General features: G+C 54.2%; 14 protein-coding genes. 11 read left to right on the forward strand and 3 right to left on the reverse strand.

What is annotated here, in order from left to right:
• Positions 1–2 precede the first annotated feature (2 nt).
• Genes K7P01_RS01090 through K7P01_RS01100 form a run of 3 tightly spaced genes read left to right on the forward strand, consistent with a single transcriptional unit; the run spans position 3 to position 5505 of the window.
• On the forward strand, positions 3–1376 hold the full coding sequence (locus K7P01_RS01090; protein ID WP_267288944.1) for a TolC family protein: 1374 nt from the start codon (positions 3–5) through the stop codon (positions 1374–1376).
• 29 nt (positions 1377–1405) lie between these two features.
• Positions 1406–2470 (forward strand): efflux RND transporter periplasmic adaptor subunit, encoded by a 1065-nt coding sequence (locus K7P01_RS01095; protein WP_267288946.1) that lies wholly within the window; start codon positions 1406–1408, stop codon positions 2468–2470.
• Between the two features lie 5 nt (positions 2471–2475).
• Positions 2476–5505, forward strand: coding sequence for an efflux RND transporter permease subunit (locus K7P01_RS01100; RefSeq protein ID WP_267288948.1), 3030 nt, complete (start codon positions 2476–2478; stop codon positions 5503–5505).
• Positions 5506–5589: 84 nt separating this feature from the next.
• Here K7P01_RS01100 and hrpB read toward each other — a convergent pair whose 3' ends face one another.
• Together hrpB and K7P01_RS01110 are read right to left on the reverse strand one after the other, a co-directional pair.
• Positions 5590–8064 (reverse strand): ATP-dependent helicase HrpB, encoded by a 2475-nt coding sequence (hrpB, locus tag K7P01_RS01105; RefSeq protein WP_267288950.1) that lies wholly within the window; start codon positions 8062–8064, stop codon positions 5590–5592.
• Positions 8065–8109: 45 nt separating this feature from the next.
• The gene (locus K7P01_RS01110; RefSeq protein WP_267288952.1) at positions 8110–9474 is read right to left on the reverse strand and encodes a neutral/alkaline non-lysosomal ceramidase N-terminal domain-containing protein; all 1365 of its coding nucleotides are present in this window, start codon (positions 9472–9474) and stop codon (positions 8110–8112) included.
• Positions 9475–9578: 104 nt separating this feature from the next.
• Here K7P01_RS01110 and K7P01_RS01115 point away from each other — a divergent pair, with 104 nt between their 5' ends.
• The 3 genes from K7P01_RS01115 (at position 9579) to K7P01_RS01125 (ending at position 13271) form a co-directional block, all read left to right on the forward strand.
• Positions 9579–10637, forward strand: a complete 1059-nt coding sequence (locus K7P01_RS01115; protein ID WP_267288955.1) for a c-type cytochrome — start codon at positions 9579–9581, stop codon at positions 10635–10637.
• 343 nt (positions 10638–10980) lie between these two features.
• Positions 10981–12222, forward strand: coding sequence for a DUF7033 domain-containing protein (locus K7P01_RS01120; protein WP_267288957.1), 1242 nt, complete (start codon positions 10981–10983; stop codon positions 12220–12222).
• On the forward strand, positions 12222–13271 hold the full coding sequence (locus K7P01_RS01125; RefSeq protein ID WP_267288959.1) for a GNAT family N-acetyltransferase: 1050 nt from the start codon (positions 12222–12224) through the stop codon (positions 13269–13271). The genes K7P01_RS01120 and K7P01_RS01125 overlap by 1 nt, the downstream gene beginning before the upstream one ends.
• Positions 13272–13334: 63 nt before the next feature.
• Here K7P01_RS01125 and K7P01_RS01130 read toward each other — a convergent pair whose 3' ends face one another.
• The gene (locus K7P01_RS01130; RefSeq protein ID WP_267288961.1) at positions 13335–15665 is read right to left on the reverse strand and encodes an OmpA family protein; all 2331 of its coding nucleotides are present in this window, start codon (positions 15663–15665) and stop codon (positions 13335–13337) included.
• A gap of 344 nt (positions 15666–16009) precedes the next feature.
• On the opposite strand from K7P01_RS01130, the gene K7P01_RS01135 reads away from it, so the two are divergent.
• Genes K7P01_RS01135 through K7P01_RS01155 form a run of 5 tightly spaced genes read left to right on the forward strand, consistent with a single transcriptional unit; the run spans position 16010 to position 26155 of the window.
• The gene (locus tag K7P01_RS01135) at positions 16010–19177 is read left to right on the forward strand and encodes a HEAT repeat domain-containing protein (RefSeq protein ID WP_267288963.1); all 3168 of its coding nucleotides are present in this window, start codon (positions 16010–16012) and stop codon (positions 19175–19177) included.
• Positions 19178–19225: 48 nt separating this feature from the next.
• Positions 19226–20662 carry a DUF4062 domain-containing protein gene (locus K7P01_RS01140; RefSeq protein WP_267288965.1) on the forward strand — a complete coding sequence of 479 codons (1437 nt, stop codon included), beginning with the start codon at positions 19226–19228 and terminating at the stop codon, positions 20660–20662.
• Between the two features lie 2 nt (positions 20663–20664).
• Positions 20665–23820 carry an nSTAND1 domain-containing NTPase gene (locus K7P01_RS01145; RefSeq protein WP_267288967.1) on the forward strand — a complete coding sequence of 1052 codons (3156 nt, stop codon included), beginning with the start codon at positions 20665–20667 and terminating at the stop codon, positions 23818–23820.
• A 5-nt stretch (positions 23821–23825) separates the two neighbouring features.
• Entirely contained in the window at positions 23826–24857 is a 1032-nt protein-coding gene (locus K7P01_RS01150) for a porin family protein (RefSeq protein ID WP_267288969.1), read from the forward strand.
• Positions 24854–26155 (forward strand): hypothetical protein, encoded by a 1302-nt coding sequence (locus K7P01_RS01155; protein WP_267288971.1) that lies wholly within the window; start codon positions 24854–24856, stop codon positions 26153–26155. The genes K7P01_RS01150 and K7P01_RS01155 overlap by 4 nt, the downstream gene beginning before the upstream one ends.
• Positions 26156–26197: the final 42 nt, after the last annotated feature.

Here is a 26197-nt window from a genome sequence, read left to right on the forward strand (position 1 = left end):
CGATGAACATCTCAACACCCTTCAAGGCCCTCCGGAATCGCTGGCTCCCGCTGCTGGTAGCCCTTCTTCCGGCCGGTGTGTACGCTCAGCCGGTACTCGACACCTACGTGGCCGAGGGACTGCGCAGCAACATTGTGCTTCAACAGCGGAATATTTCGTTGCTACAAGCCGAAAACTCCCTGCGCATTGCCCACAGCTACTTCCTGCCGTCGGTCACCCTGCAAGGCGACTATACGTCGGGCAAAGGCGGCCGGAGCATCGACATCCCGATCGGTGATCTGCTCAATCCCGTTTACTCATCGCTTAACCAGCTTACCGGTAGTGACGCCTTTCCTCAAGTGCAGAACGTCAGCCAGAACTTCTTCCCCCATGACTTCTACGACGCCAAAGTGCGCACATCCCTCCCGTTGATAAACACCGACTTGTATATGAACCGCGCCATTCAACACGACCAGGTTGTGCTCAAACAATTTGAAGTCGACGCCTATAAACGCCAGTTGGTGTTCGACATCAAACGTTCGTACTATGATTACCTGGCAGCGATCGAGGCGGTAAAGATTTACGAAAGCGGCCTGGTGCTGGTAAATAAGAATGTAGAAATAAATGAATCGCTAACACGCAACGGCAAGGGCCTTCCCGCCAACCTGCTGCGGTCACGCAGTGAAGCCGACCGCCTGCGCGCCGACTTGAACAGCGCTAACAATACAGCGGAGAATGCTCGTCGCTATTTCAACTTCCTATTGAACAAATCCCTTGAAAGTACGGTCACCGTAGACACAGCCGTGATGAGTGTTCCGCTGCCCGACTCGGTGGAGCACGATGCTGCCGCACGCGAAGAGCTTTCCATGCTGCGCACGGCACGGTCTATCAATCAATCGCAGATTCGCATGACCCGTCTCAACCGCGTGCCGAAGCTTAGCGCATTCCTGGACCTTGGCTCGCAGGCTACACATTGGGAGTTTAACAACGACTCGCGCTACTACCTGGTGGGCGTACAACTTTCTTTGCCACTCTTTCAGGGCTTTCGCAACAACTATACCATTCGCCAATATAAACACGAGCTGCAAAAAACAGAGCTGGAGCTGAACAATACAACACGCCAGCTGGAGCTTGCCACGTCAATTGCTCAAAACGACTTACAGACGGCCACACAAAACCTGCAGGCAGCGCACCAGCAACAACGCTCGGCCCAAAGCTACTTTACACTGATCGAAAAAGGATACCAACAAGGTGTCAACAGCCTGATCGAGTTTCTCGACGCCCGTAACCAGTTGACGGCCTCCGCCCTGCAGCTCAACCTGCGCACCTTTGACGTACTGCGCGCCGTGGCACGACTGGAGCGTGAAACAGCTTCCTATACCCTCACTTCAAACTAACCGATTCTAACGACCTCAACATACGCATTATGAAACGTATCCATACATCCTTCCTTTCTTCCCTGGCGTTCATCGCCATCCTGGCCGCGGTGCAGGCTTGCTCTGACAGCAAGGGAAACACCCGCAGCATTCCGTCCCGCTCCGAGGCCGTGCCTGTGAAAGTCATGGCGCTGGAGAAAAGCTCTTCCGCTGCCGCCGTCATTGCCTCTGGACAGCTCAGCACCGAAGACGAATCCATTCTGGGCTTTAAGATCGGGGGCGTGGTCAGCCGCGTGCTGGTCAAAGAAGGTGACGCCGTCAAAAAGGGACAGCTCCTGGCAACACTCGACCAAACCGAGATCGACGCTACAGTAGCGCAGGCACGCCACGGCTTTGAGAAAGCGCAACGCGACTACGAACGCACCAGCCATCTGTACCACGACAGTGTCGCTACGCTGGAGCAATGGCAGAACTCCCAGACCGCCCTGGACGTAGCACGCGAGCAGCTTGCTGCCGCCCGCTTTAACAAGAGCCACGCGGAAATACGGGCTGCCGGCAATGGCTATGTGCTCAGCAAGTTTATCAATCCCGGCCAGGTGGTGGGCGCAGGCGAACGGGCTCTGCAGTGTAACGTTACGGCCAATGGTAACTGGGTTCTGAAAGTAAGTGTGAGCGATAAACAATGGGCGCTGCTGAAGGTTGGAGAAAAAGCTGCGATCTCTATCGATGCGTTTCCAGATCAGTCATTCCCCGCTGTGATTTCCCGGAAGTCTGAAACTGTAGATCGTCAGACCGGGACCTTTACCGTAGAGCTTCGTCTGGACGCTACCAAAGCCCGCCTGGCCACAGGCATGTTTGGCTCGGCGAAGATCCAATCTGCGCAAACCAATACCTTCTGGTCGGTGCCCTATGAAAGTGTGCTCGATGCCAGCGGCGACGAAGGATTCGTTTTTGTTACCCGCGACGATAAAACGGCGCATAAGCAACGCGTTACGGTTGCCTCCTTTGACGGCCAGCACATCAACATTCGCGGCGGACTGGAAGATGCCGGCAAACTGATCATCTCGGGTAGCGCATACCTGTCCGACAACTCTCCCATCACCATTATACAATAAGCTGTATGAAGATCTCTGAATATGCTGTCAAGAATTATCAGTTTACGCTGATCATGTTCTTAATGGCCGCTGCCGTGGGCATCACCACGCTGCTGACCATGCCCCGGGGAGAAGACCCGGAAACCGAATCTCCGCAGTTCTCTGTCGTCGTAGTATACCCCGGCACCAGCCCTAAGGATATGGAAGAGCTGGTGGTCGATCCGATGGAAGAACGCATCCACGAGCTGGACGATATCAAGAAGATCAAGACGACCATTAAAGACGGCCTGGCCGTGGTGAACGTGATCTACAAATACGAAACCGACCCCGATGACAAGTATCAGGAAATGGTACGCGAGATTGGGAGCCTACGCCAGGAATTACCCCGCGACATCTATAGCATCGACATCATGAAGTTCCAGCCCTCCGATGTAAACGTCGTGCAAGTAGCCCTCGTATCGGACAATGCCTCGCGCAGCCGCATGAAAGAATATGCTGAAAATCTGCAAGACGAGCTGGAGCGGTTATCGCCGTTGAAGAACGTGGAGATCCACGGCCTTCCCGAACAGATCGTGCGCGTGGACCTGCGGTTGGAAAAGATCGCACAGATGAATATTCCGCTGGAGGCTATTACCGGCAGCATTCAAAGTGAAATGGCCAATATACCGGGTGGTAGTGTCGTCGCCGGCTCGAAATCGATTAATATTAAGACCAGTGGCAACTATACTTCCCTGGAAGAGATTAAAAACACCATTGTGTTCACCGCCAACGGTCACAACATCCTGCTGCGCGATGTAGCCGATGCCTACCTCACCTTTGAAGAGAGTAATCACAGTACACGCCTGAACGGCCACCGAAGCGTATTTGTCGTCGCGGCACAAAAGCCCGGCTTTAACATCTCCAGTACCAAAGAAATTTATGCGCCCGTATTGGACAAGTTCGCCAAGACCTTGCCCAACAACATTGCCATGGTTCAAAACTTCGACCAGGCCGACAACGTCAACAAACGCCTGAGTGGCCTGGGCATAGACTTCCTGATCGCCATTCTGCTGGTATCGATCACGCTGTTGCCGTTGGGCTGGCGTGCCGCCATCGTGGTAATGATCTCGATTCCATTGTCACTGGCCATTGGACTGGTGATGCTGAACCTCTTTGGCATCAGTCTGAACCAGCTTAGCATTGTAGGCTTAGTGGTGGCGTTGGGCCTGTTGGTGGACGACAGCATTGTAGTCGTAGAGAATATCGAGCGCTGGATGCGCGAAGGGCACTCGCGCCTGGATGCCACCATTAAAGGCACCAGTCAAATAGGCCTCGCCGTAATGGGCTGTACCGCTACCCTGATCATCGCCTTCCTGCCCCTGGTATTTCTTCCCGAAGCCTCCGGAGATTTTATCCGGGGTCTACCCCTGGCCGTAATCTTTGGTGTCTTTGCCTCTATGATCGTATCGCTGACGGTAATTCCCTTTCTGTCGAGCCGCTTGCTCAAGAACCACACCGGTGATAATATTTTCATGAAGGCATTACAGCGTCTTATCTCGGGTAGCTATGCGCGTCTGTTGGACAAAGCGCTGAAGAACCCTGTCACTACGCTCATCATCGCGGGAGTAATCTTCTTCGGTTCGCTGCAGCTCTTTTCCGTGATCGGCTTTAGCATCTTCCCATCGTCGGAAAAACCGCAGTTCCTGATCAACACCATTACACCACTGCAAACCAGCCTGGAACAAACCGACTCTGTAGCACACTACGTAGAAGGAACCCTGGACACCATACCCGAAGTAAAATACTTCGCCACCAACGTAGGCCGTGGCAACCCACGCGTATACTACAACGTGATTCAGGAAAATGAACGTACCGACTTCTCGCAGACATTCGTTCAACTGGACGAGCATGCTTCGGTTGATACGAAGATGGCCATCATCAATTCGCTGCGCGAGAAGTTCAAATACTACCCCGGCGCGAAAATCGAAGTCAAGAACTTTGAACAAGGCCCGCCTGTATTGGCTCCTGTCGAAGTACGACTCTTTGGAGACAACCTCGATACGCTCCGTGCACTGGCCGGCCGTGTAGAAGCCATGCTGAAACAAACGCCGGGTACCATCTACGTGAACAACCCCGTCAGCAACCTGATGAGCAACATCCGCGTGGACATCAACCAGGAGAAGTCGCGCATGGCGGGTATCAACACCGTCGACATTGATCGTACCGTACGTCTGGCCGTCGCGGGCCTGAACCTGGGCAGCTTCTCCGACAGCGAGGGCGAAGACTACGACATCGTCGTGACCACGCCCAAACAAGAACGTGCCACACTTGGGTCTCTTGACAACCTCTTCGTCAACAACCGGGCCGGTGCCGCGATACCACTCGCCCAGATTGCCGAGCTGAAGCTGGAGACATCCCCGATCAGCATCGACCACTATGACAAAATCCGCATCGTGGCAGTCTCTTCATTCGTCGAAAAAGGTTATCTCAACGACCGGGTCATTACCGAAGTCGTGGACAAGATGGAGCACATGAAGCTGCCTGCCGGCTACACCTACCGCATGGGCGGTGACGTAGAGGCCAGCCAGGAATCGTTCGGAGGATTGGGTACGATCATTATCGTAACGGTATTCCTCTTCGTGGCAGTGCTGCTATTGATGTTCAAGACGTTTAAGAGTCTGTTGATTGTATTGAGCGTGATTCCTCTCGGGATTGTGGGGGCGGTTGTAGGATTGCTGGTTACAGGCAACACGCTTTCTTTCGTAGCGATCATCGGATTGATCGCACTCGCCGGTGTGGAAGTTAAGAACTCGATCTTACTTGTGGACTTCACCAACCAGTTGCGTCAGCAAGGTAAGTCGGTAGAGGATGCGATTCGTGAAGCGGGTGAAGTGAGATTCTTGCCGATTGTGTTGACGTCACTGACGGCCATTGGTGGTTTGATGCCGATTGCGTTGTCGGTTAATCCATTAATCTCACCGCTGGCGGTGGTATTGATTGGTGGGTTGATTAGCTCGACACTGCTATCGCGGATTGTGACGCCAGTAGTATATAAGCTTATTCCTCCCAGAATATAATTTGTAGCCTATATAAAAATGCAAAGGCCTCGGTCACAACCGGGGCCTTTTTATTCTCCAGGGCTTCGTTGTTCTTACAACCTCTCAAGACGTTCTACGCTTCGCTCCCCGCACAGCCTCCGCCGTCCAGGGATCTTCCGGCCAATGGTGACGTGGGTAGCGCATGCGTAACTCTTTCCGTACCTCGTGGTATGTAGTCTGCCAGAAGCTCTTCAGGTCTTGTGTTACCTGCACAGGTTTATAGCCGGGTGAAAGCAAATGCAACAGCACCTTCGTACGTCCTTCATTAATCGAAGGTGTTTCCAATAACCCAAACATCTCCTGCAAGCGTACTTCGATCACCGGGAAACGCCCGTCGACAAAATACTGTAACTGAATCATCGACCCACTGGGCACTTGTATCCGTACAGGCGCCAACGTATCCAGTCGGCTGCCAAGCTCCCAGGGTAACAGCGAGGGAAGTATATCGTGCCAGTTCAGTCGTTGCAATTCACTCAGGCGCGACAGGCCCGTCAGAAATGGCGCAAGCCACACCTCGAGAGTTTCAAGTAAAGCCTCCTCCTGCACATCCGGCCACGCTTCTTCGGGGCGCCACTGTTTCAGGCTCATGACGCGGGCCTGCCAGGCTTGCTGCGCTTCGTCCCAGCCGATGGCTTTCAAACCCTTGTCGCGTATATAGTGGCAGATGACGGCCACGCGGCTTTCATCGGACACCTGGGCCAATGGTTTGCTCTCCAGCAACAAGGTGCCTACGCGTTTTTCGAGGTTGCCGACCACGGCTTTGCGCTCGTCGTCCCAACGCACTACTTCCTGCGCGCGTGCCTGGGCGACCAGATCGGCGGGGTTGACAGCCGTTGCGAGAAAGATTTTGCCTTCGCCGCTGCCGGCATCCAGCTGCGCCACACACAACCACGTCTCGCGATGCAGCGGGTCGTGGTCTGCCAGCTTGGCGACGCGGCCGTTGGCCAGTTTGTAGCGCTCGCTATTCTTGCCTTGCTGTTGGGCAACACGTTCGGGATACGCCGCCAGCAACAGCCGGCCAATCGTTTCATCTTTCGGAATGATATTGTCTTCCTCGACCTTTAGCATCCGGCGCCAGTTGGCTGCGAGTTTCTCCACACGCTCCAGTATGCCGCGGTCGGCGAAAGACTTTTCTCCTTTGCGCCATTTGCGCAGAGCCTCTATACGCAACGCGAGGTCGGCGCCTGCCTCTTTGGGAAGCGGGTCACGCTCTTCCATCAGCGCGGCGATATCGGCCGCCAGGCCCACTTGCTTATCCGCTACGGCTTCCAGTAACAAGTGGGCTATGCGCGGATGCGTCGGTAATTTCAACATCTCCCGCCCACGGCTGGTAATAATCCCTTCGTTTGTCGCGCCCAGCGCTTGTAGCAGCTCCTTCGCCTGGTTTACCGTGCCGGCGGGCGGTACGGTGGCCCACGTTAGGTCTCGCATGTCGCGCACACCCCATTGGCTCAGCTCCAGTACGAGGGGTGCGAGGTCGGCTTCCAATATCTCGGGCGTACGGTTTGCGACGAGGGTCGCTTGAATCGACTCCGTCCACAGTCTATAGCACGTGCCGGCATTCAGACGCCCGGCACGACCGGCGCGCTGGTCGGCCGCATCTTTGGTAACACGTACAGTATCGAGGCGCGTCAGGCCGCTACGCGGATCAAACTTCGGTACCCGCGCCAACCCGCAGTCGATCACAATACGAATGCCCTCAATAGTCAGTGACGTTTCAGCGATCGACGTTGCGATGACGATTTTGCGCCTGCCCGCAGGGTGCGGCAGAATGGCCTCTTGTTGTTTCTGAAAGGGGAGATCACCATAGAGTGGGTGCAGGCTCGCATTTACACCTTCCTCTTCCAGCAGTGACTGTACACGGTTGATCTCGCCCGCGCCAGGCAGAAAGGCCAGTATATCCCCCTCCTCATCGCGCAGTGCGCGGCGGATGGCTTTCGCCATGCGGGTAGCAATGGGCACAAACTCGTCGTCCAGGGCATAGCGAATGGCTACGGGGTACTGCCGTCCGGTAGAAGTAATGATCGGCGCTTTGAGCAAGGCCGAAAGATAGTCACCATCGAGCGTCGCCGACATGATGAGGATGCGCAGGTCGTCGCGCAACAACTGTTGCGCCTGCAACGCCAGGGCCAGCGCCAGATCTGCGTGTAAGCTGCGTTCGTGGAATTCATCAAAGATCAACAGGCCGACTTCTTCCAGGCTGTTGTCGGTTTGCAACATCCGCGTCAGAATCCCTTCGGTCACGACTTCGATACGCGTCTGTTTGCCTATGCGGGTTTCGAACCGTACGCGGTAGCCGACAGTATCCGCTACACTTTCCCCGCGCAGGCTGGCCATGCGCTGCGCCACGGACCGTGCCGCCAGGCGGCGTGGCTCCAGCATAATGATCTTTTTGCCCTGCAGCCAGGGCTCATCCAGCAACTCCAGGGGCAGCACAGTGGACTTACCGGCGCCCGGGGGCGCCTGAAGAATAGCAATGTTAGATTCGGCAAGCCTTGTACGAAGGGCCGGAAGTGTCTCAAGAACCGGATACTGCATCAGGGCAGCAAAGGTAATGCACACGCACGGGAAGTCCGATAGCCACTACTCAATCGGCGGCGATGTCTGGTCCAGCAGACGATACAGGCAGTAGGTAACATACGCGCCACTGCCGGGGCCGTACCAGTTCATAAGGCGGGTTTCGTAGTGATCTCTATCGTAGTAGCGGTCGTTGGTGATGTAGCCGATGTAACCGCCATTGAAGCTGGTGACCATCGCATGTTGGCCGCGCACTGCCGCCAGCGAGTCGAGGGGTCTGGTCAGCTCACCCGAGTAGTCACAGGGCGTGCCCAGCATGATGAGGTTGCCCATCCGCAGGGTTGTGAGGTACACAGGGTATTCGCCAAACGCCGCGCGGAAAAACCATGGGCGCACGCCCCAATCTTCCAACACCTTGGCGTTCGGCCGGGGCAACGCCAGCTGCACACGGTACATGCCGAGCGTTGTGTCCGCCAGGGGCTGCAGGTCGTCTCGATGAGCCTGGAAAGTATCTTTTAACGTCGTGGCCATCCAGTCGATGCACGGCTCACCATACTCCGGGGCCGCCGCTTTATGACTGCCTACGGCGCCTGCCATATACATGACAAACGTGTAGCCCGACTTTTCCATCTGGTCTACCAGTTCACCTGGATAGTCGCGCGACAGCGCCAGGTCTTTCGAGAACAGGCACGTGGCATGCGCGGTAAAGCTCATGAGTAACAAGCGGGTACTGTCTGCACGGCGCACTTCCACTACCCGCAGCAGCGAGTCCACCGCGCCGCCCTTTGCCAGCCGGTTCAGCACAGCGTGTCGCACCGGAATCTCTGCCGTACGCAGCTGCGCGGGTACCAGGTTGGCGGATGCTTTTTGAATGGACTGTTTGATCTTATGCGCAATGAATTGGACGACGGTGTCCTCATAGCTCCCAAAGAGAATGCCGGTCGCCCCTTCGCCCCAGTTACCAATGCTGTTGTGCGTATGGGTGGACCCGAGATACGTATTGTTGATGTGGAAGCCGATGTCTGGCAACTGCTGCTGTAACAACGCTGTGACTGTTGGCGGAATGATCAGCAGGTCGGCGCTAACGATGGCAACACGGGCTGTGCCGTTGTCGATTACGATCGTGCGGACGTAGATAGAATCCCGTACGCTGCTATATACTTTGCCCATACGGTTGCCGTAGCCGGCCAGTGCTATGGGAGTCTCCGGTGTCATATTCACCTTCGCAAATCCCACGGCGAAGCCCTTCGTCTGTTCGGACACCAGGGGCTGCACACTGTCCAACCGTTGCATCATGGTCTTATACGCAGGCTGCTCCCGCACCGGGGTCCGGCTAAGCGGCACAATGGTAATGACGAGGAATATGAGGACGATGCCCAGGAGGACGGCCAGGGTGATGCCGGCGTAGCGCAGGATTTTCCGGATGATCATGACTCCCCAAGATACGGTTTTCAACCTACCGGGCACAGCCTGGATCGATGTGCGGGTACAATTTTTCCCTGTATGGAGTATAGCTTCCAGCATTGACACAGCTTATGAACAGATTACCCGTGGCATTTGATTCATTATTCCCACAGCGGCGCCACTTTGGCTTGTTACAGGTGGCCCGTGCGGTGTTACTTTTCTTCAACGCCTTCGTCGCCGCCTGTGCATCTGGCTCCCCATCCCGGCGCGCAATGCTGGTAGTGATTCTGACCTGTATGCTATCCGCGGGGTATGGCTTTACCTCGCCCACGCAGGATGATTCCACACAGATCTTACAACACGGCGAGCAGCTGTTCCGCCGGCATTGCAGCGCCTGTCACAGCGTGCACCGCGAAGTTGTTGGCCCGATGCTCGCCAGCATTACGAAGAAACGAAGCCAGGCCTGGCTCCTGCGCTTCATCCGTAACTCCGAAGAAGTGATCAACAGCGGCGATCCCTATGCCCGGCATATGATGGATGCGTTTAATAACCAGGTCATGCCAACCTTTCCCATGCTGTCGCAGCAGGACATCCAATCCATTCTGGTGTATATCGAGCGTGAGTCGCTCGTGCAGGTAGACGAGACACCGGTACACGACCGGATCACCGTCAAGAGCGACAGCAGCATCCTGCGCGGTCGTATGTTGTTTCGCGACCAATGTTCATCGTGCCATTTCATTCACTACGAAGGCCGGTATGCCCCGGCGCTCGGCAGCGTCTCGAAACGCCTGCCCCGGGAGTGGCTTATACCATTTATTCAGAATTCACAAAAGGTAATTCGTGGTGGTGATCCCTACGCACAGGAGCTCTTTGACCGGTATCATAAACGGGTGATGGTCCCGATGGAATTTCTGACCGAAGATGACATTACAGACATCCTGAACTACATCGCATTCTCCTCCACAACCGAGGTTCCCACGGTGGCGCCGGAGCAACGCGCGCAGAACCCAGTTGTGTCCGCGGAGGCAGAACCCACGGGCGAGGTGGCAGATAAAAAAACAGGTCCTGCTTTTTCCTTGCAGGGCCTGTCGTGGGTGTTGATCACTATCTTTACTATATTGACGATTGTAGCCATTATCGGCACTGGCTTTGCCTTCCGTACACTTAGATCGCTATGGCGCAAGAAATAGCTACCTTATGCTATCGCGGATTAGTATATACAGTACGAATAGTGCAGGAAGCCCAAATGTTGCAAATAGCTCACCATACTTATGACACAAGCTATCAAACGATATTTTTTTCTTCCGTACGAGCCATAAAATATAGACACACAGCCATCCGAATGCTATTGAAATAAGTGCGTAAACGATTGTCCAACCGAGCTCTTCAAAACCATCATACATTCCCCTTCATACGTAAAACGAGGCAACATGTTTCTCCGGTGGCCTGATCAACATTCGCGTACGCCCTCCCAGTTTACCAACGGCCCTTGTGGTTCGTCAGATATTGGTATCTTTTGCCCAAATTCACCCTATGGTCAAGTTTTATCTATATCCCGAAGTTGCAGTCTACCAAGCCCCGATATCATACATCCTGAAAATCTGGTCAAAACATACCGGTGCCGCCATAACGTTCTCCCCAACACCCGACGGCGCGCTAACCATTGGGACCTCGGCCGACGTCACCTTCCGCATCAGTGGTGGCTTTCAACCCGACGACTTTCGCCAGGCTGCGCTCAGCCCGGCGTGTATGCTCCTCGGCGTGGATGGCCAACCTGACGTACTGCGCACAGCATTTTACTTAATCAATACCCTCCAGGAATATAACGACCCACAACCCGACTCGCTGGGCCGCTTCCAATATGCCAACAGTTACCAGCACCGCCTGGGCGTAGCGCGAAAAAATATCGTACAAACATGCTTTGATACTATCTCGAAAGCCGCCGGCATCGCACCCCGGCGGGAGAAGACACACTTTATGCTGTCACACGACATCGACCTGGTGCACCGCGCCGTGATCGAAGATGGATTTAACGTGTTGAAGAAAGGTCGAATCGATCAATTCCTGGCAATCCTCATGCGTGTCGCGATGGCCCGGCCCGACTGGCTCAACATCGACCAGATTGTAAAGCTTGAAAGCCTGTACGACTGCCGGTCAGTATTCTTCTGGATCGTAAACCGCGGTGGGTTGAATGCCGATTATACGTTTCACTCGACACGCATGCAACGTCAGTTCCAGGCGGTGACGGCAGGAGGATCGGAGAGCGGCCTGCATAAAAGCATCTCCGACGAATCGCTCGCCCAGGAGCTGCAAAAGTACCGGCACGACGCAGTGTCCAACCGCTACCACTACCTCAAGTTCCACCTCCCCCAGGCTTACCACGACATCGAAGCTGCGGGACTAAAACTTGACGCCAGCGTCGGCTTTGCCGAAGAGGTGGGATTCCGGAACAATTACGGCCTACCCTTCAACCCCTATAACTTCCAGACCCAAAAGCCTTTTTCCTTTGTAGAGGTACCCTTGCATGTCATGGACCGCACATACTACCAATACAAGAAATTCACACCGGCAGAGGCTGAAAAAGACATCCTGGACTTTTTCGACCAGCACCGGGAAAACTGCTTGCTTTCCGTGCTTTGGCACAATAACTTCTTTACAAACTATAAGTTTAAGGGCTACCTGGACCTATACAAGAAAATACTCGCTTATATTCGCGACAATAAGTTTACAACGATCTCCCAACAGGAGATCATCAACCAGTATTCGATTCACTAATGGCCATTACGATACGCTTACTTCGTGACGACGAGATTCAGTTAGCCAATAACTTCTTTAATGCTATCTACCAAACGAACCGCCCCCTGGTAAACTTTCGGTGGGAGTTTTTAGAAGGTCCGTTTGGCAAGGCTATCTACGTCGTGGCGATCGACGACAGTGTAACCGATATTGTAAAGGTTGTCGGCATTCAGTGTGCCATTCCCGTCGAGCTGATCAACGGCCGAGGCGAACGTGTGTTAAGCGCCAAGTCGGAAGATACCCTGGTGGACCCGGCCTATCGCGGACAAAAGATTTTCGAACGCATGTACGACCTGTTGTTCGAAGCCTGTCGCCATGCCGGCATCCGCTATATCTGGGGCTTCACCCCTGCTAAAAAGGCCTTTGAGCGCATCGGCTTCGCCATACCTTTCGCGACCGAGCAAGCCTTGCTGGTGTTGCAGCCGTTGGCAGCCTACCGCTATTTGAAAAGCCTGAACGAGCAGAATAAAACACTCGACAAAATAAAGATCCTGGGCCTGAGCTACCTGTCGTGGTTCAAAGGTTTGAAACGCCTGTTCGGTGATCACCTGACATTGACGGAAACTCCACTATCCGACAAGGACAAAGCCTTCCAAAGACATTATGCCGGCCAGGACCTCTTCACCCTGCACGAGACCACGGCTTACCTCACCTGGCGCCTGGGCCACAACCCTTTCGGCAACCACTACCGCAGCTATCAGTCAGTCTTAGGTAACTTTGATGCACTGGTGAACAGCCGTCCAAATGTAGGGTATATTGAGCAGATCTTCGCTCCTGTCAAAAGCCCTCAACATAGCGGCATCCGCAGTCTGGTAGACATTCTGCACAAACAAGGTGTACCGCTGATTCGCACCTTTAACTTTAGCTCAAACGATGTACTGAAAGCACAGGGGCGACAACTGTCGGAAGCCGGATTCACCTACCTGAAACGCGGCAGCTACTTTGTATGGAAGTCTCTCGATGATCAGGAACGGATACAGCCGTCGCAGTTATTGATCAACCGGTTGTTTACGCAAGGGAATCTTTAAGCTATTTTTATGAATAAAAAAGCCCCGGTGTTTACCAGGGCTCTCAATGTCAGTAGACATGGATTACTTCTTCTCCACTGAAGCATTCAAATCCACCACGCGCACTTCCACCCGTCTCCCCTCCTCTTTCGAAGCCGTAGCCGCCGCCTGCGTCGCACCATATCCCTTCGCTACGATGCGACGGCGTACAACACCCTTGTGGTTGAAGTAATCCAACACCGCGATCGCGCGCTTATTAGAAATCTCGCGATTCAGCTCTTCGCTACCCTCCGCCGACGCGAAACCAGAGATCTCAACCCCCAGGTCGGGGAACTTGCTGAGCTCGGTCAGGAGTGCGTCAAGCTGCGCGCTATACTGAGGTTTCAGATCACTCTTGCCCGCGTCAAAGTAAATCTTCACGAACTTAGTCAGCGATGTTTTGTCGAATGTCGACTTTTTAGAGCCTTGCTCCTTCAATTTTTTGGCCTCTTCCGAGAAGCTGAAGGTTGGCAGTGAGAAAATGGTCTTGCCGTCGATCTTCTTCTGCTCGAACTTGCTCTCGTCGCTTTCGTCGTAATAGTATGTGCGTGATGCTACTTCGATGCGGGAGTTTTCCTTTTCATTAAAGTTTACATCCTCGATCGGATTCTTCATCTGGATCAGGTCGGTCAGGTAAGCAATACCTTCTTTGTCGCCCGACGCCATCAGGTCGAGCATCATATCGTATACGTCGACGTTGCCGCCTTGTACCAGTTTCGCTTCGTGCGTTTTGCGCAGGTCGGCCTTCACGTCCTGGTCGGTATCATAGAAAGCATTTTTTACTTCCACTTCCTGCCCTACGACTACATCGAATTGTTTGATCGTACGCAGGTTGATCATCTGGTACAGCTCGTAGAAGTATGTCTGGTTCGGAATGTTGATGTTCAATGTATAGGGCAGGAAGCCTTCCGATTCGATTACCATGTCGTAGTTCTTCGACGGCGGCAGGATCACCAGGTAATTACCTGTTTTCGGATCGGGATCGTATACAAAGTCGAGCTTCTTGCCGGTGCTGTTGTCGATCAGGTAGATTTTGGTCGGCATAGGCTTGCCGGTTTCGGCATTGAGGATCTTACCCTTGATCATGGTCAGCGGAATGTCCGCGGAAGATGCGGGCATATCGAGGTAATAAATATCCTGGCCCCCATGACCGCCTTTGCGGTCAGACGAGAAGTATGCGCGGGTACCGTCGGCAATCAACGTAAAGTAGTTGTCGTTGGCTGTGGTGTTTACCGGGTAGCCCATGTTCTCGGGCGACGACCATTTTTCTCCTACAAGCTTAGACATAAAGATGTCGCGTCCGCCCATGGAGTTGTGACCGTTGGAGGTAAAGAACAGCGTCTTCTGATCGGGGTGAATAAAGGGGGCATCTTCGTCGGCCTTGGTGTTTACAGGGACGCCCAGGTTTGCCGGCGCGCTCCAGCTGCCGTTGGCCAACAAGGTTGTTTTGTAGATATCCAATCCACCCTGCCCGCCGAGGCGGTCGCTGGCGAAGTAAATGGTCTTACCGTCGGGCGTGATGCTGGCGGTAGACTCCAGGTACTTGGGAGTGTTCAGGTTTGGCGTCAGCAATGCCGGCTTTGACCAGGCATCGCCGGTCTTGGCTATTTGATACAGGCCCCCCGGATCGGTAGCGCCGCCCATGAAGACAATCATCTTCTGGCCGTCGGCCGAGATACCGCCCGTACCGACGTTGTACTCGTGGGCCAGCGGGATTTGCTGCGGTTCCGTCCAGGTGCCGTTGTTGTTGTACGATATATATAGCTCTTCGATGAACTTGTCGCCGGTGCGCGTCTTGCCCGTGTTCGGGCGCAGGGCAGTATATGCCATGACGCTTTCGTCGGCCGACACCACGGGGTTGTACTCCGTGTACTTGGTGTTGATCATCGAGTTGAAGTAGTTCACTTTAAAGTCGCGCGGCACCGACATGAGGGCCATCGCGTTGGAGCACGTGCGAATGGCATCGTCGGCCAGCGTGATCGCTTTTTTGTCGGCTTTGTTGCTCAGTTTGCGGAACGTGGTAAAGCTCTCGAGAGCCTTGGGTACGTTCTCGTCCTTCAGGTACAGGTCGCCCAGGTCGTAGTGCAACGTGGTGGGTACGTTCTTTCCATTGACGACGGCGTACTCGAAGTACGGAATAGCTTTGATCTGCTCGGTCAGCTCAGGAGACTTCTGATAGCAAACGCCGGCCCGGTAGTGTACCAGGGGATCTTTTTCACCCGCCTGGATGGCCTCCAGGTATTTGGGCAACGCGGCGTCATAGCTCTTGATTCCGAAATAGCGCTCGGCTTCCGCCAGCGATTTGTTGCTTTGCGCAAACAAGGATCCTGTTGCAAAAAATATGCAAAGCAACAGATAAATACACTTCTTGGTCATAAGGAACTAGGTTCTATTTTGGTTTTCAATACTACTAAAGAATATGGATTATTTTAAGCACACAGCATGCCACAGATTCGTCGTTTTGAAAGGTAAACCTACATGCATGCTGCTTCCCCAACCGTCAGTCCCTTCTGACGCAAAACCACCCGGTCGATAACCATTCGACGAAAAGTGGGGAAAAATCCGGTTGTAAACTCAGATATAAAGTATCACTTGAGGTTACAAAGTTAAGAACTTCGGAACTAATGCCTTGTAGAGGTACTAAAAAAGTACTACATGGTCTCCTTTGGTAGGATATTCCCTGGAATATTCCGATTTTTATGGCTATCCGTCGAATTGGCATGAAGGCACAAATACTGCGTTTTCTGGATGTTGAGTATGGTGAGGGTAGCCGGGTGGCCCTCCTTCTGGTCATGAGCTTCTTCATGGGCATGTTCCTGGCAACTTTCAGCGTGGCATCCCAGACGCTGTTTCTAAAGTACTTTGATGAGCAGCGCGAGCTCCCCGTGGCCCTGGTTGTTTCCGGTGCTTTCGCACTGGCAGCCACTGCGTTATACAACTTTTTCCAGAACCGCATTCCTTTCCAGCTGCTGGCCGCCATCAGCCTGACGACTATTATTATCCTGACCGCCTTCATCGAATTTGGCGAGTCAGCGTTCAAAGACTCAGAGAGCATTTACTTCTTCGGTTTTACCGTACTGGCACCTTTTTCTTTCATCATTTACCTTATCTTCTGGGGTGCGTTCGGCCGCGCTTTTAACCTGCGACAATCCAAGCGCCTCATCGGTACCGTGGACATGGGTGCTATGATCGCCTCTTTTATCGCCTTTTTCTCGATCACGCAGTACCTACAGGCTGAAAACGCCGACACCGAAAATCTCTATACCATAGCCCTGGTCAGCATCCTCGCCTTTACGGGTTCATTCCTATACCTATCCATTCAATGGTTAAACAAACGGCGTACGTTTGCGGAAGAGAAGATAGTCTACAAGAAGCTCGTCATTGGTGATTTTATTCAGAACCGGTATATCCTTTACATGTCGTTGTTTGTGGTGGTGTCAATGCTGGCGGCAAACTTCGTGGACTATTCGTTCCTGAACGTTACGACATTGTACATGGACGAAAGTCGTCTGGCGAGCTTCATCTCTTCCTTTGAGATGACGATCGTAATCTTCGGTTTCTTGTTCCAGACCATCGCCACGGATCGCATCATCCGCGAATACGGCATGCGCATTTCCCTCCTGGTAACACCGGTGCTCATCGGTCTGTTTACTGTGGCAGCCTTGATCCTGGGTACAATCTTTGGCTATTCGCCAGAGGACAACTTGTTTGTGGTGTTCTTCCTGATCATCGCCATCAGTAAGTTGCTGATCCGCTCCCTGAAAGATTCGCTCGACAACCCCACGTTTAAATTATACCTGCTGCCGATCGAAAGTCACATCCGCATTGACGTGCAAACCAAGATCGAAGGTCTCGTGACCGCCTTCGCCAGCTTGCTGGCGGGTGCGTTGATCTTGCTGATCAACCGGGTTGAAATCTTCGACCTGTTATACATCACCCTGTTTACGGTGCCGCTGCTGGCCTTCTGGTTTTTCGTCTCCAACCGCATGCACGCCAGCTACCGACACACCTTGCAAAATGCCCTCGTACGCAGCAAGGGTAGCAACGCACGCCAAAACGAAAAAGAGTATAACCTCAGTACGGTGTTGGAGAAAGAAGTCAACAGCACCACAGAAGATAAAGTACTCTACGGCCTGACACTGATGGAGAAGTTAGAGCCAGCAGTATTTGAAAGTACCATTACCCGGCTGGCCGAACGGCCACCGTCAGCGGCCGTACGCAAGTTCGCGCAGGAGAAGATCCAGTTGCTGGGGCTTACCGCCGAAATAGAAAAGAGTGAGATCCGCACCCTGGCCGAAAAGGCATACGGCGAGCTGGAAGACGGCGACGTGCTATCCATCGCGCCGGAAAAATTACTTCGCCTGAGTAAGTCGGTGCGCCAGTCCGACCGGCTCCTTGCGGCCAAGCTGCTGCGCAAGCTGATCGGTCCCAAGACGATCTTCGTATTACTCGAGCTGCTGCGTGACGCCGATCCACGGGTGCGCTACGAGGCGCTCTACACTGCGCGTAAAGTAAAACGCCAGGAGACCTGGCCGATCCTGATCGAGCTGTTAGGCTCGCCATGGTATAGCCACCATGCCACCGCTGCCCTACAGGAAGCCGGTGAGCCCGTGCTGCCCGCACTCGAGGCGGCATTTCACAAGTCTGGCCAGAGCGACCTTGTCATGCTGCGCATCGTGCAGATCATGGGCCGCATCGGCGGGCGCCATGCGCTGGAGCTGCTGTGGAGCAAAGCCGACTACCCAGACAAACGCATCGTCAAGCAAATCCTGTTCTCCCTGCGGTTTATTAATTACCAGGCGAAAGGTCGCGAGTCGCGCGACGTGATCAACCTGCTGGAGACCGAAATGAGCAAAGCCATCTGGAACATGGCGGCCCTGCACGAGCTGCCGGAGACCGACACTTTCCAATACCTGCGCGAAGCCCTGGAGGAAGAGGTGGCCGAGAGCTACGACCAGCTCTATATGCTGCTCTCGATCTTATACGACCCACAGTCGGTACAACTGGTGCGGGACAATATCGAGACCAACGACCCCGATAACATCGCCTTCGCCATGGAGTTGCTCGACCTCTTCATCGACGCCGGGCTGAAACCCAAGTTACTCCCACTGCTGGACGACTCGCGCACGCCGGTTAAGCTCAAAGCCCTGCAGCTATACTTTCCCCGTGAAAGCTACAACCCGGTACAGGTTATCAACTATATCCTGAACCGCGACTTTAACCTCAACAACCGCTGGACGAAAGCTTGTGCCATTCACGCCTCCGCGTTCCTGCCGGAATTCCGCATTAGCCGCGGCCTGGTGGCTCAGATGTTCAATACAGATCGGCTATTGCAAGAGACTGCTGCGTGGGTGATCTACCACAAAGATGTGCAAGCCTACCAGGCCATCCTCGAACGTCTGCCCGACCGCGACAAAAGATTCATTGACTCTTCGATCGAGAACAATCGGTTGCTGGACGGCCTCAACGATGGATTTTTCCTCTGGATCGAGAAGGTCATGTTCATCAAACAAATCCCGGCCTTCCATTCCATCCATGGTTCACTGTTGGCCGACCTGGCCGACAAGATCATGCCGCTGGACTTCGACGCGGGCGAACGCATTCGCCTGAACAGTGAAGACCACAATGCGCCGATCCTGATCATGGCACACGGAGAGATCGTATTGCGCAATGCCGGCGAGACGGTAGCACGGCTCAAGAAAGGAGACATTCGCGGCGAACTTTTTAGCGACACCACCGTAAAGGCATCCGAAGCCGTTGCGCCCGGACGAGCCGTCGCTTTCCGGATAAATGCCATGGACTTTTATTTCGTCATGGCCAACCACCACGAACTGGTGCAGGGACTTATCAAAAATCTGAAAGAAGAACAACCCGCACCAATCGAATAAAATAACTACCCTAACGCATCCTCTATACCATATCCTTACCAAAAGACCATGGCCTTCGACATTGACGTATTGATTGTCTATGCAGACCGCGATAATGAACCTCTTCGCTCTGGCGAGCCGGGCTGGGTAACGCAGTTCCGCAAGTTCCTGGAACTAATGTTAACCCAGGTGCTGGGCGAAAAACCGAACGTAGAAATAAAGAGCGAATCGTCATTGCGTGCCAGCATCGACAACGCTGCCGTGTGGGTAGCGCTGCTCTCCCAGGATTTTATCCAGTCCGGCGGTTGCCTGGATCACATCGAAGCAATCTTCAAACAGTCAGGCGCCGAGGCCCGCGGCCGTGTTTTCAAAGTATTCAAGACGCCCCTCAACGTACAGGAACAACCGCCACGACTGCGCGAGTTGCTGGGCTATGAAATGTACCAGTTGGACCCCGACTCCGGCGAAATTCGCGAGTATACTGATTACTTCAGCACCGAAGCGGAGCGTCAGTACTGGATGAAGATGGTCGACCTGGCCTACGACATATACGAAACATTACTGCGCCTGCGTAATACAGCTTCTGCTAGCGGTGGCAAAGTGCTGTTCAAACGAAAAACCATTTACCTGGCCGAAACGGCCCACGACCTTTCGGTGCAGCGTAATATCATTAAACGCGAGTTACAGCGACACGGCTATACAGTATTGCCCAACCAGACACTGCCAGGCAACATGCAGGAGCTCGAACGCCTGGTGCGCCGTGACCTGAACGAGTCCGCGCTTTCGATCCATTTGATCGGCAACGCCTATGGCGAAATACCCGAAGGTTCCGATCGCTCGCTGGTAGACATTCAGAATAAACTGGCAGCGGAAAAAAGCCTGCAAACCAAAGAACATACCCAGGCCTTCACGCGGCTGATCTGGATCTCGCCACACCTGACTCACGCCAGCGAAAAACAAAAAGGATTTATCGATACCATCAAGCGCGACGTCGAAGCGCAGGAAGGCGCCGAAATATTACAAACTCCGCTCGAAGACTTTAAGAACATCATGCGGGAAGAGCTGGAAGAAGCCGGTGGCAAGCGTGTGTTTGCCGAGACCGGCGGCCGCTCGATCTACTTCATGCACGACAAAGTAGACCACCGCGAGGCGAAGCCGCTCATTGATGTCATTAGACAGTCTGGCTTTGAAGTACTGGTACCGTCTTTTGAAGGCGACCTGCTGGACCTGCGCCAGCAGCACATCGACCACCTGTGCAACCTCGACGGCGCCATTATTTATCAGGGGAAGGTAAACGAGCAATGGGTACGCATGAAAGCCCTGGATCTGTTGAAGGCTCCTGGTTTTGGTCGCCGTAAGCCCATCGTGGCCAAGGCCATTGTCACAGCGCCCGGCGCTACACTCGATCCTGCTGGTTTTAAGAGTCAGAACCTGCAGGTAATAGAAGAAGATGCGCAACGGCCGCTGGAGTCCCTGAAGAACTTTTTACTTGAATTTAACGCCTGATCATGCACGCTGTAGCAGAAGACAGTTTAACGGCCAACCCGTTCCCCGGGCTGCGTCCGTTTAAGATCGAAGAGAGCCACTTGTTCTTTGGCCGCGAGGGCCAGAGCGACGAGGTGCTGCTCAAGCTTTCGAAGAACCGCTTCGTTGGCGTGATCGGCCCCAGCGGTAGCGGTAAGTCGTCATTTATATATTGCGGCGTCATGCCCATCCTCTACGGCGGCTTTCTGACCGATGCCAGCCCGAACTGGGAAGTGGTTGTTACCCGTCCCGGCGCCGGCCCGATCGACAACCTTGCAGAAGCTTTGCTGAAGAACAATCGCGAGTATCAGAAAGCTGAGGTAGAAGAGAAACGCATCAAGCGTACCATCTTTTCTACGCTGCTTCGCAGCAGTTCCCTGGGCCTGGTGGAAGCGATCGAGCAAACCCGCAAGGATACTGACGTCAACTACCTCATCCTGGTCGATCAGTTTGAAGAGCTGTTCCGCTTTAAGGAAGGCCTTGACGCCAACTCGGTCAACGAGACACTGGCGTTTGTCAACCTGCTGATGGAGGCCGTGAATTATCCGGATGCACCGGTTTATGTAGCCATTACCATGCGCTCAGACTTCATTGGCGATTGCGCACAATTCCCGGAGCTTACGCGTAAGATCAACGATAGTCACTACCTTATCCCCCAACTTACCCGCGACCAAAAACGCAAGGCCATCGAAGGTCCTGTGGCCGTGGGTGGCGCGGCGATCGCCCCGCGCTTAGTGCAGCAGTTGCTCAACGACCTGGGTGACAACCCCGATCAACTGCCCATTCTGCAACACGCGCTCATGCGTACGTGGACCTACTGGTCCCGGTACCGCGACTTTGACGAAGAAGCGGTAGACCTCAAACACTACGAGGCCATCGGCACCATGTCCGAGGCCCTCTCCCAACACGCCAACGAAGCTTACGACGAGCTTACCGAAGATCAGAAACGCATCTGCGAAATGATGTTCAAAGCCATCACGGAAAAGCGTGGTGAGAACTTTGGTATCCGTCGCCCCACGAAGTTGCACGAAATCGCGGCGATCTCCGACGTACAGGAAGAAGATGTCATTGCCGTGATCGATCGCTTCCGCGAAGCAGGCCGTTCGCTGCTGACGCCCGCCGCAGGCGCAGCGATCTCGTCGAAGTCCATGGTCGATATCTCGCACGAAAGCTTGATGCGCATCTGGGTGCGCCTCAAGAACTGGGTGGACGACGAAGCCGAGGCCGTGCAAATGTATACGCGCCTCGCGGAAGCGGCGGCCATGCACCAGGTAGGCAAAGCCGGTCTGTGGCGTCCGCCGGATCTCCAGTTAGCACTGAACTGGCAAGCCAAACACAAGCCCACGCTCGTGTGGGGTCAGCGTTATAACCCGGCCTTTGAGCGCACCATGATCTTCCTGGAGTATTCCCGGAAGGAGTGGGAAACCGAACAGCGCATCAAAGAGCTCGAGCAGAAACGCAAGCTCAAACGCGCGCGTATCCTGGCGCTGATCATGGCCACCGCCGTGGTGATTTGTCTATTGTTCCTGATGTATGCCTTCGTGCAGAAATCCGAGGCCGACAAGCAACGCCAACAGGCAGAACTAAATGCCTTAGAGGCTAAAAAGGCTGAAGCAGCCGCCAAGGCGGCCGAGAAAGTGGCCGACGAAAAACGTCTCGAAGCTGAGAAGGCTACCGCTGCGGCCCTCGCCGCGAAAGAAGCAGAAGCACAGCAACGCGAGCTCGCCCAGCAAGCCGAACGCGCCGCTATAGAAAACGCTGAGCTCGCCAAACGCAACGCCGCCGAAGCCCGCAAGAATGCCGAAGAGGCCCGTCTCAACGCCATGCGCGCACAGACCAACGAGAAGTTTGCCAAGGAGCAAGAGCTGATCGCGATCCAAAACGCGAAGGAAGCCATGCGCCAGCGTTACATCGCCCAGGCCAAGGCCATGGCGGTGAAGTCAAAAGAACTGAACGACATCGAGCAGCAGGCGCTCATCGCCCAGCAGGCTTATAAATTCAACTCCGAGCATGAAGGGTATATCTACGACAACGATATCTACAACGGCTTGTATGCCGCGCTGAAGAAGCAGGATCATCCGTTAACCAAGAGCCTGGAAGCACACGAACGCGGGGCCGCCCGTGCCCTGATGGCATCCCCGAAAGGCAACAACCTGTTTTCGGCGGGTAGCGACGGCAAGATTATCCGCTGGACAGAGCAAGGCAACCAATGGAAGTCGGAGATGTTGGTGAAACAAACCAACTACCAGTATTATACCATCGACATTAGCCACGATGGCCGTTGGCTGGTGGCAGCAGGGCTGAACACGCTCAGCGAATCACGCAACTTTGTTGAGCTCTACGACCTCGAGAATATGGGGGCGGCTCCTAAACGTATCGACGGTTATACGTATGCGATCGAGAATCTGCGCTTCACACCCGATGGTAAAGGCTTCTATGCACGTGATAACTCGGGTAAGAGCATCCGCTACAGCGATCTGAGCACCAGTCGTGAAGTCATTACTCCTACCGTGAAGATCAACGCTATCGACCTGAGCGCCGACGGTACCCAGTTGGCAGGCGCCGGCGACAACGGCAGCCTGTTCTTATGGGATACGCGGAATAATTACGCTCCAGTAGAAGTAAAAGAACTGGGAGTACACCTCTCGTCGGTTGCTTTTGCACCGGAAGGGCGCCGCATCGTGTTGGGTGACAACACGGGTATCGTGAAGATCTTTGATTACCTAAGCGATATGGTTATTCGCGTGCTGTCCGGTCACACGTCGGAGATCGCCGAGATTCGCTTCAACCACGGCGGCAACTTCCTGGCTACTGCCAGCAAAGACAAAACCGTGCGCCTCTGGAACCTGAACCGCCTCAAGGAGCAGCCCATTGTGCTAAGCGACCACAGCGACTGGGTATGGAGCGTGGCCTTTACGCCCGACGACGAGCAGCTGCTCGCCAGCATTCACAGCTCGGTGGAGACCGTGAAGGGCGTCGAGCATACCATCCATGCGTGGCCCACCAAAATACCGGTGATGGCCGACATTCTCTGCGGACGCGTACGGCGCAACATCAACAAAGACGAATGGGAAATCTTCGTGGGGGATGACCTTCCCTATGAGTCAACCTGCGCTGCCCTGCCACCCAACAATGACTAATGCCGATGAAAAGACTTTTACCTCTCATTTTCCTGGTGCTGATTTCGCTGGAAGGGTATTCCCAGCTGGTATCTTGCTCCCAGACCTTGCGGCTTGCGCGCTCGACGTATGAGCAAGGCCGCCTGCATGAAATTCCCGCGCTGCTCGCCAAGTGTCTTGCCGGTGGGTTCTCGCAACAAGAAAAAGTAGAAGCATACAAGCTGCTTTGCCTGTCGTATATATACCTGGAAGAGCCGCAGAAGGCCGATGAGGCCATGCTCAACCTGCTGCGCACCGACCATTACTTCAAGATCAATCCGGGCACGGACCCCGCGGAGTTTATTGCCCTCTATAATACATTCCGCACCCACCCCATCTATCGCATCGGGGGCAAGCTGGGGGTTAACGCCAGTTCGCCAAACGTGGTGACCGCTGTAGAGGCCAACGACGGCGAAAGCAAATACAACCGCAAGATCGGCTTTCAGGTGCACGTGTCGGGCGAAATCCCGCTGAGCAGCAACCTGGTGTTGAACCCGGAGCTTGGTCTCGCACAACGCAACTTCGAGTATACCAACCACCTGAGCTTTACCGACACGGCCTTTACCACGACCGCCGAGGAAAAACAAACCTGGATCACGTTGCCCGTAATCCTGCGGTATCAAATAACACGCAAGTCTTTCATGCCCTACGTCGGCCTGGGTGTAGAGGCCGCGTACCTCGTCAATGCTTCCCTAAGTGGCAACCGTACCCGCCAGGGCTTCCAGTTTATCGAAGACAAATCGTTTGACATGAAGCCGCAACGGGAAAAATTCAACGTCAGCGCTGTGGCTACAGCGGGCGCACACTTTCCGCTGGGCAGTGGCTTTGTCGTTACAGAAGTCCGGTTTGTTTATGGTATCACCAAGGTGAATTCTGAAAAGACCGCTTTTGCTGTCGACAGCAGCTTGCCGTTTGAATACGGCTATGCCGACAGCGTCTATAAGCTAAACTCTTTGTCCATCACGGCAGGGTATGTATACAACATCTTCAACCCCAAAAAACTGAACAAACGAAAATGAGGTTACGCATTATTCTCTGCGGGCTTGGACTATACTGCTGGGGTTGCAACAACATTGAGGATGCTTCGCCCTCCGACCGCAGCACCTTCATCCACTTTTATGAAGCGCCACACAACCTGTATGGCGTGCAGGCAGAGCCTCTTGCCGATGGTTATATTATTGTCGGAAACGAATTGCTGGCCAACGGCACCCAAAACGGCTACATCATCCGCACCGACGGCCAGGGCCAACGGGTAGCCGACGACGTGATCCTGGCGGGTGGCTCGATCAGTGACCTGAAGGTGACCACTGATGGTTACTACGTTATCGGCGACAGTATAAAGTCAAACCTGGAGTCGGGAGACGTCTCCGTGTTCGATCTGGTTGTATACTCCGCCCGCTTGTTCAAGCTGGACGTAAACGGAAACATCGTGAAAAAGCTTGTCATTGCCGACCGCAAGAACGCTACAAACATGACCGATATACACGGTGGCGCCCTGACGTTGAACGCACAGGGCCAGATCGTGGTATTGGGCACGCTGCGTAAAGCAGGCGCTACAACGACCGAAAACCCGTACCTGGTAGTGCTGGAGCCACAGGGACTGGACACCGTGTGGACACGGACATACGATGTACTGGAACGCGATTATGTCAATACCCGCGCGGTACACATCGCGCCCTCGGGCAAGATCATTTGGGCTACCGCGCTGCTGCGTGAAAACCAAAACTTCTCGCGGTCTTTTCTGGGCATTCCCTATATTCAAGAGAATTCCACATTTGAGAATTTCGCCCAGTTCGGTGAACAAACCGAACAGCAGCTTTATGCCCATGACTTGCAACCGGCATCCTCTGCGGCATCGGGCTTTGGCGTGATCGGCACCTATGCCACGCCCGCCGGCGCCAACGCGAATATGTTCTTTGTACGGGTGACGCAGACAGGCGGTATTATTCCGGGCAGCCAGCGTTACTTCGACGGCATTTTGTCGGCTGAAAATGCGACGGTAACCGAAGGCGACTCGCAAAGCGAAGACACGGGCGACGCCCTGACCGCGACACGCGACGGTGGTTTTGTATTGGCAGGTTCTATGCTGACCACGCCTGGACGCGGTAAAGGTGGAAAAGATATATTCCTGGTAAAGATCGACGCATTTGGCAATGTGGTTTGGAATAAAATCCTGGGCGGCACGGGCAACGAGACGGTGAGTAGCATCCGCGAGACATCGGATGGCGGCTTGCTCCTCTGCGGTTCCAATGAAGTATCGGGTTTGTCTTCGATCTTTATTATCAAGACCGACGAAAACGGAGAACTAACAAAATAATACCCTGCTCCGGCGGACAGCCGCGGGAGCAGCCATCATCTT

Origin of the sequence: Parachryseolinea silvisoli (genome assembly GCF_021190955.1) — a bacterium.
GTDB classification, from domain to species: Bacteria; Bacteroidota; Bacteroidia; order Cytophagales; family Cyclobacteriaceae; genus Ohtaekwangia; species Ohtaekwangia silvisoli.

Excerpts from the sequence above, each read along its gene's own strand:
- K7P01_RS01135 (WP_267288963.1), top strand. The coding sequence starts at position 16,010 with ATGAAGGCACAAATACTGCGTTTTCTGGATGTTGAGTATGGTGAGGGT.
- K7P01_RS01145 (WP_267288967.1), top strand. The coding sequence starts at position 20,665 with ATGCACGCTGTAGCAGAAGACAGTTTAACGGCCAACCCGTTCCCCGGG.
- K7P01_RS01100 (WP_267288948.1), top strand. The coding sequence starts at position 2,476 with ATGAAGATCTCTGAATATGCTGTCAAGAATTATCAGTTTACGCTGATC.
- K7P01_RS01155 (WP_267288971.1), top strand. The coding sequence starts at position 24,854 with ATGAGGTTACGCATTATTCTCTGCGGGCTTGGACTATACTGCTGGGGT.
- K7P01_RS01140 (WP_267288965.1), top strand. The coding sequence starts at position 19,226 with ATGGCCTTCGACATTGACGTATTGATTGTCTATGCAGACCGCGATAAT.
- K7P01_RS01125 (WP_267288959.1), top strand. The coding sequence starts at position 12,222 with ATGGCCATTACGATACGCTTACTTCGTGACGACGAGATTCAGTTAGCC.
- hrpB (WP_267288950.1), bottom strand. The coding sequence starts at position 8,064 with ATGCAGTATCCGGTTCTTGAGACACTTCCGGCCCTTCGTACAAGGCTT.
- K7P01_RS01150 (WP_267288969.1), top strand. The coding sequence starts at position 23,826 with ATGAAAAGACTTTTACCTCTCATTTTCCTGGTGCTGATTTCGCTGGAA.
- K7P01_RS01095 (WP_267288946.1), top strand. The coding sequence starts at position 1,406 with ATGAAACGTATCCATACATCCTTCCTTTCTTCCCTGGCGTTCATCGCC.
- K7P01_RS01110 (WP_267288952.1), bottom strand. The coding sequence starts at position 9,474 with ATGATCATCCGGAAAATCCTGCGCTACGCCGGCATCACCCTGGCCGTC.
- K7P01_RS01130 (WP_267288961.1), bottom strand. The coding sequence starts at position 15,665 with ATGACCAAGAAGTGTATTTATCTGTTGCTTTGCATATTTTTTGCAACA.
- K7P01_RS01120 (WP_267288957.1), top strand. The coding sequence starts at position 10,981 with ATGGTCAAGTTTTATCTATATCCCGAAGTTGCAGTCTACCAAGCCCCG.
- K7P01_RS01115 (WP_267288955.1), top strand. The coding sequence starts at position 9,579 with ATGAACAGATTACCCGTGGCATTTGATTCATTATTCCCACAGCGGCGC.
- K7P01_RS01090 (WP_267288944.1), top strand. The coding sequence starts at position 3 with ATGAACATCTCAACACCCTTCAAGGCCCTCCGGAATCGCTGGCTCCCG.